6 protein-coding genes are annotated in these 6,784 nt (G+C 69.4%); all 6 read right to left on the reverse strand.

The window, feature by feature from the left end; translation table 11 throughout:
* Positions 1-4: 4 nt before the first annotated feature.
* Entirely contained in the window at positions 5-1,039 is a 1,035-nt protein-coding gene (locus tag ACFY3V_RS39515; protein ID WP_362926685.1) for a rod shape-determining protein MreC, read from the reverse strand.
* A complete protein-coding gene (locus tag ACFY3V_RS39520) occupies positions 1,039-2,070 on the reverse strand; it encodes a rod shape-determining protein (protein ID WP_350945807.1) in 1,032 nt (343 codons plus the stop codon). Before ACFY3V_RS39520 ends, ACFY3V_RS39515 begins: the two co-directional genes overlap by 1 nt.
* A 192-nt stretch (positions 2,071-2,262) precedes the next feature.
* The gene (ndk, locus tag ACFY3V_RS39525) at positions 2,263-2,673 is read right to left on the reverse strand and encodes a nucleoside-diphosphate kinase (protein WP_350945806.1); all 411 of its coding nucleotides are present in this window, start codon (positions 2,671-2,673) and stop codon (positions 2,263-2,265) included.
* A gap of 91 nt (positions 2,674-2,764) precedes the next feature.
* A complete protein-coding gene (locus tag ACFY3V_RS39530) occupies positions 2,765-4,705 on the reverse strand; it encodes a hypothetical protein (RefSeq protein ID WP_389780442.1) in 1,941 nt (646 codons plus the stop codon).
* Between the two features lie 11 nt (positions 4,706-4,716).
* On the reverse strand, positions 4,717-5,055 hold the full coding sequence (locus ACFY3V_RS39535; protein ID WP_389780444.1) for a DUF4233 domain-containing protein: 339 nt from the start codon (positions 5,053-5,055) through the stop codon (positions 4,717-4,719).
* Positions 5,056-5,234: 179 nt separating this feature from the next.
* A complete protein-coding gene (locus tag ACFY3V_RS39540) occupies positions 5,235-6,527 on the reverse strand; it encodes a folylpolyglutamate synthase/dihydrofolate synthase family protein (RefSeq protein ID WP_350946103.1) in 1,293 nt (430 codons plus the stop codon).
* Between the last annotated feature and the right edge of the window lie 257 nt (positions 6,528-6,784).

A 6,784-nucleotide genomic window follows, 5' to 3' on the forward strand; every position in this document is an offset into this window, starting at 1 on the left:
CCCCTCAGGCCCCCTCTCGCCGGCCACGGGGAACCCCCGCCTCTCGCCGACCGGACTCAGAGGTGGAGTCGACCTCGGAGTCGGAGCCGTCCTCGGAGCCGGGCCCGGACTCGGCGTCGGACTCGGGTGAGCGCGGCGTGGACCGCCCCGGTGCCGAGACCTTCGCCTTGCGCGGAGCCGGCGGAAGCACCGTGTCACGCGGGTCGCGCTGCGGCGCCTGCACCACCACCCCGACCACGTCCAGCGAGGTGAGATCCGCGGACGGCCGCGCGTACGCGATGCGGGTCAGCTCACCCGGCGTGGCCTCCACCCGCTCCACCACCCCGATCGGCACCCCCGCCACATACGGTGCGCCGCGCTGGGAACCAAAGCTCACGATGCGATGCCCCGGGGTGATCGGCGCGGTCGAGTCGAGCAGCCGGAATCGGACCAGGCGACCGTTCTCCCCCACGCCGTGCACCACCCCGATCTCGTTGCTGCCCTCCAGCCTGGCCCCGGCCGCCGAGGCGGGGTCACTGAGCAGAACCACCGTCGAGGTGGACGGGCCCACCTGAACCACCCTGCCGACCAGGCCATCGGCATTCAAAACGGTCATCTCCGGACGCACTCCGTCGGCGCGCCCCACGTCGAGCTCGACGGCCTCCTCGAACCCGGGAGCGCCGCGCCGAGCGATCACCTGGGTGGTCAGGATCTTGTATCCGCCGGTCCCCGCCACACCGAGCAACCTGCGAAGCTCCCTGGAGCGCTCCCGGTCGAGGCTCTGCGTCGCCAGATCGTGCCTGAGTCGCTGGTTCTCCGCGTGCAGCCTCTCGATCCGGCTCCGCGCCGAGGGAGCCTCGGCCATCGCCTCGAAGAACTCGCCGACCGGTCGTACGAGTCCCGCCCCCGCGCTCTCCGCGGCGCCGAACAACGTCGTGCCGACCGTCCTGAGCGGACCGAACGGCGACTCCGTGACCGAACGGTGGTCGATGGTCACGAGCACGAGTGCGGAGGCGAGCAGCAGCCCCAGGTTGACCCGTGCCCTGCGGGTGTCCTTCATCAGTGCCGCGGCTCGGGGACCAGGACCTGCTGCAGGGCGTCGAAGTCCTCGACACACTTGCCCGAGCCGAGTGCGACGGAGTCGAGGGCGTTGTCGACGAGGTGAATCGGCATGCCCGTCTCCGCCTTCAGCCGCTCGTCCATGCCCTTGAGAAGCGCACCGCCCCCGGTGAGGGCGATCCCGCGGTCCATCAGGTCTCCGGAAAGCTCGGGCGGGCATTTGTCGAGCGTGGTCTTGACCGCGTCGACGATCACGTTCAGCGGCTCCTCGATGGCCTTGCGGATCTCCGCGGCCGATACCACGATCGTCTTGGGCAGGCCGCTGACCAGGTCGCGGCCCCGGATCTCGGCGTGGCTCTCCTCGGGGAGCGTGCACGCGGAACCGATCGCCATCTTGATCTCCTCGGAGGTGCGCTCACCGAGCATCAGCGAGTATTCCTTCTTCGCGAAGGTGATGATCGCCTGATCGAGCTCGTCGCCGCCCACCCTGATCGACTGGCTGGTGACCACACCGCCCATCGAGATGATCGCCACCTCGGTGGTCCCGCCGCCTATGTCGATCACCATGTTGCCGGTGGGCTCGTGCACGGGAAGCCCGGCGCCGATCGCGGCCGCCATGGGCTCCTCGACGATGTAGACCCTGCGCGCACCCGCCTGGTAACCGGCCTCCTTGACCGCTCGCTGCTCGACACCGGTGATCCCGCTCGGCACGGCGATGATGATGCGCGGCTTGGCGAAGTGGCGACGCTTGTGCACCCGCTGGATGAAGTAGCGCAGCATGCGCTCGGTGACGTCGAAGTCGGCGATGACGCCGTCCTTGAGCGGGCGGATGGCCACGATGTTGCCGGGAGTGCGGCCTATCATCCGCTTGGCCTCGATACCAACGGCCACGATCTTCCCCGTCGCGGTGTTGATCGCTACGACGGACGGCTCGTTGAGCACGATCCCGCGGCCCCGCACGTACACGAGGGTGTTCGCGGTGCCGAGGTCGACCGCCATGTCACGGCCCAGAAAAGCAAGGTTGCTGCCCATGAGGAAGGCCGGCCTCCTTCCGTCAGGTCGTCGGCGAAAACTACGGAACGCACTCGAATCGTAACGTGACGTACCCACCGTTGAGCGCAATGAGGCGGCCTGCCGCAGCAAAATCTTGGGTTAACCGAACAAGGCGGGCCCCGCTGTCCACAAGGACGGCGGGGCCCGGCAATCTCGGCGAAAGCGCGCGTTCTAGAAGCGATCCGGGAAGAAGATCTTGATCTCCCTCGCGGCGGACTCGGGAGAGTCGGAGCCGTGGACGACGTTCTCGCCGATCTCCAGGGCGTGGTCGCCGCGGATGGTGCCGGGCGCGGACTTGACGGGGTCGGTGAGGCCCGCGAGACCACGGAAGGCCTCGATGGCCCGCGGCCCCTCAAGCACCAGCGCGACCAGCGGGCCGGAGGTGATGAACTCCACCAGCTCGCCGAAGAACGGCCGCTCGGAGTGCTCCGCGTAGTGCGTCTTGGCGGTCTCGACGTCCAGGGTGCGCAGCTCCAGCGCCACGACCTTCAGCCCCTTGCGCTCGACACGGGCGATCACATCGCCGATGAGACCACGCGCCACACCATCGGGCTTGATCAGGACAAGAGTGCGCTCGGACACTGGAGTTCTCCTTTGAACATGTATGGGTCGCGGACTGCGGTAATCGCGCGAAGTTTACCGTCCTTCGCGCGACTACCCGTGGTCGGCGAGGTCACTGGAGGGCAGGCCCACTTCCCGGACCGTCCTCGGGCGAGGGCGCGGGCGGGGGCACCACCACGGGCGGCGCGACGACCTTCTCCGGCTCGGCCTCCGTCTCCGGCTCGGGGTCGCGCTCGGGAACACGGTCGGGCTCGTGCCGGGGCCTGGGTCTCCCGCCCTTGCCCACCCCCTGCCCTCCCCCGGTGACGGCCGCGGACCCGCCCTTGGATCCGGTCGCGGCCATAGGTCCCGCCTCAGGATTCGGACGGCCCTGCGGCCTCGGTGCGGCCTCGGACCGTGGCCGCACCACCCCGTGTCCCACCTGCACGTCCTGTTCGGACCGCCCGGGCTGCCCGGCCCGCTCGGACGGCTTGACCTGCCTGGCAGGACCGACCCTTCCGGGAGGTCCCGACGCCGTGGCGGCCGGCCACGCGCCACCGGCGGAATCGGCCTCCCCGGCGGGAGGAGGCACCAGCCCGGAAGTGGATCGCGCCGCGGGCGAGAAGCCGCCCGCACCTGCCGGAGTGTCCCGGGTGTCCCCCGGGCTCACCGGGGTGCCTGGCAGGAGGCGAGCCAGAACGGCGCCGAGCACGATCACCACGAGCACCAGTCCGCCCCCGAGCAGTGCCCACAGGTGCAGGGCGTCCACGAACCCGTCGACCAGCGCCTGCGGGGTCGTGGCGTCCTTCAGGCGGTTGACCTGGACGCCACTGCCCAGCAGAAAGCCCACGAGTACCGCGGGGAAGAACAGCGACAGCGCCAGAAGCGCCGCCCCCTCGCCGCAGGATCGCAACGCACCGGTGAGCGCCACCGAGGCACCGCCCGCGAGCAGCGCGAACGGGAGGATCAGCGGGAGCCCGCCCGGGGCGGGAAGAAACAGCCGCACGGCGCACAGGCCCGCGACCATCACCACGAGCCCACCCGCGGTGACCATGGGCATGGCCGCGTCGCCCAGCCGGTTCGCCGACAGCGCGGACAGGAGGCCCACCAACGCGGCGATCACGAAGGCCGGCCACAGGCCGGACAGCCCCGGTCCTCCCAGCCCTCCGAGTTCGACGTAGGTGATCTGGGCGGCGGTGGGCAGGGCGACGACGCCGACCGCGATCATCGCGTAGGCCGGCGCCCTACCGGCGGCCCCCTTCGAGACACCGGAGGAGGCCAGGGCGAGCAGGACGAGGATGGACACCAGCGCCGCACGGATCACCAGATTCGGTGACCAGTCGAACGTGCTGCCCAGAGCCAGGGCCGCGACGCCCGCGGCGGGCACGACCACCCACAGCGTGCGTCCGCGTTCGGCGACGACCGGAACGGGGCCCGTGCCGCCCTCGCCCTCCTTCAACCACAGCACCAGATAGAGCGCGGCGAGGGCGAGCGCGACCCCGGTGAGCATCGGGTACGGCTGGAGGGTGACGCGCCAGGAGTCGACCTGGTCGAGGGGCCACAGCGCGAGCGCCTGAGCGGCCAGCAGGCTCCCCGTCAACACGGCCGCCCACACGGCCCTGAGGAGCGTCGAACGCCCCCGGACGGCCATCAGGGTGGCGGGGACCAGCAGGCCCGCTCCGACCCCGTGCAGGACCCGCAGGACCCCTACCAGCGCCGTTGACCCGGCGTACCCGCCGGCGACGTCGGCGAAGGCGAGCAGGGTCAACCCGGCGACCATCATCGGGGCCGCCCTCATCCGGTGCACGGCCACCGCCGCCACCGGCACGGTCAGGACCATCGCGGGAAGCGCCAGCCCGTGCGCTCTGATCATCGCTATCTGCGAGATGTCCGGCGGCAGGAGGGCGGCGACCACCGAGATGGTGTTGGGAATGGCGACGATCGCCAGCGGCAGCACTACCGCGACGAGCAGTCCGAGGACAACGTCGATCATCAGGGAGACCCGGAGCACGCGCACCAGGCCGGTGGGCCTGGCGGGCACCGCCCGAGTCGGCTGGATGGGAGGGACGGCCATGTTGGCCGACTTTAGCGAGAAGTCACGCCCTCGACACGGCGAGCGACGAATATCGCCGTGATCCACAGCGCGGCGAAGATCACCCCGAGGAAGAACATCGCCGGGACCATGAAGCCGGAGGCGATGGTGAGCACCTGGATGGCGCTTCCCGCGAGGTAGGCGAAAGGCCGCCTGAGCAGGCCGATCACCACCACGCAGAGGAGCGCCAGGCCGAGGCCGACGGTGAACGCGAGGGTCGGTTCGACGCCTTGGATGTTGATCGCGACCGGCGTGAACAGACCGACGACTATGGCCTGCATGCCGAGCACGCTGGCGCAGAGACGCCTCATCCCGGGAGTGACCGTGATCATCTTCTGTCCCTCCGGAGTCGCCACGACCGCACCCGACGACCCGCCACGCCCGACCGGCTCATCCCGCCTCGCCCGCTCACTGTGACCTGTCTACTCACTGCGCCTCGTCCGCCCGACTTGTCTAATAAGAGCGTTTTTCGGCATATCACGCTCTTGGCCGTTCGCGGTGTCCTGCTCGCTCACTGTGCCTCGTCCGCCTTGAGCAGAAGTCGCGCGTCACCGGCGGTCACCACCGACCCGGTGATCAGAACCCCGGCCCCGCTGAACTCTCCCAGAGCGTCGACGATGCCGATCGCCCGGTCGATCGCGCTGTCCAGCCTCTCGACCTGGTGCACCCGGTCAAGGCCGAAGATCTCCTCGGCCAGCGCCGCGAGATCGTCCACATCCATGGACCTCGGCGAGGAGTTCCTGGTCACCACGATCTCGTCCATCATCGGTTCCAGCAGTTCCAGGATGCCCTGGACGTCCTTGTCCTCGAACACCGCCACCACTCCGATGAGCTTCGCGAAGTCGAAGGACTCCTGCACGGCGTCCAGACTGGCCCGGATCCCCGCCGGATTGTGCGCGGCGTCCACGACCACCGTGGGCCCTCTGCGGACCACCTCAAGCCTGCCGGGCGAACGCACCCCCAGGAACGCCTGCCGCACCAGCTCCGCGTCGAGAGGCTCATCCCCACCGGTCAGCGCCTCCACCGCGGCAAGTGCGCAGGCCGCGTTGCCCGCCTGGTGAGCCCCGTAGAGGGGAAGCAGGATGTCCTCGTAGGTTCCCTTGAGCCCTTTGAGCCGGACCAACTGCCCGCCGATGGCGAGTTCCCTGCTCAGCACGCCGAACTCCAGCCCCTCGCGTGCCACGGTGGCACCGACCTCGGCGGCCCGCCTCATCAGCACCGAGGCGGCGGGAAGCTCCTGCTGCGCGAGCACGGCGGTCGCCCCGGGCTTGATGATGCCGGCCTTCTCCCCTGCGATCGTCTCGACGTCGGGCCCGAGGTAGTCGACATGGTCGAGGGAGATGGGCGTGATGACCGCCACGGTGCCGTCGGCGACGTTGGTGGCGTCGGTGACGCCCCCCATCCCCGTCTCGATCACCGCCACATCCACGGGAGCATCGGCGAAGGCGGCGAACGCCATCGCGGTGAGGGTCTCGAAGAAGGAGAGCCTCCGCCCCTGTGAGTCGACCATCTCCAGGTAGGGCGCGATGTCCTCGTACACCTCGATGAAGCGCTCCTCGCTCAGCGGGACGCCGTCCACGCTGATGCGCTCGCGCATGGAAACGAGGTGAGGGCTGGTGAACCGGCCGACACGCAGGTTGCGCTCACGCAGAAGTGCTTCGATCATCCGGGTCGTACTCGACTTGCCGTTCGTACCGGCCACATGCACGACGGGATAGGAGTGCTGCGGGGAACCGAGCAGGTCCACGAGAGCGGCGATCCTGTCGAGGCTGGGCTCGAAGCTCCACTCGACGCCACGCTGCATGATCGCTTGTTCAACCGCTCGATAGTCCACGTCTCCAGCCTACTGACGTCCTGGGCTGGTCCCGGACGGGCCCATGAAGAGTCCAGGGCAGGCCGCGTTCCTGCCCATGGCCAGGAACGCCGGAAAAGCCACGAGGGGAAATTGCCCGGAAAAGGAAAGGACCCCTGGAAAGCACGAAAGGGCCCCCACCAAACGGTGAGAGCCCTTTCATGAAAAATTGTCCGGCGGTGACCTACTCTCCCACACCGTCCCCGGTG

The sequence above is a fragment of the Streptosporangium sp. NPDC000095 genome, assembly GCF_042899335.1.
Classification (GTDB): domain Bacteria; phylum Actinomycetota; class Actinomycetes; order Streptosporangiales; family Streptosporangiaceae; genus Streptosporangium.

Coding starts and splice junctions, on each gene's coding strand:
- ACFY3V_RS39515 (WP_362926685.1), bottom strand. CDS start 1,039: ATGAAGGACACCCGCAGGGCACGGGTCAACCTGGGGCTGCTGCTCGCC.
- ACFY3V_RS39520 (WP_350945807.1), bottom strand. CDS start 2,070: ATGGGCAGCAACCTTGCTTTTCTGGGCCGTGACATGGCGGTCGACCTC.
- ACFY3V_RS39530 (WP_389780442.1), bottom strand. CDS start 4,705: ATGGCCGTCCCTCCCATCCAGCCGACTCGGGCGGTGCCCGCCAGGCCC.
- ACFY3V_RS39535 (WP_389780444.1), bottom strand. CDS start 5,055: ATGATCACGGTCACTCCCGGGATGAGGCGTCTCTGCGCCAGCGTGCTC.
- ACFY3V_RS39540 (WP_350946103.1), bottom strand. CDS start 6,527: ATGCAGCGTGGCGTCGAGTGGAGCTTCGAGCCCAGCCTCGACAGGATC.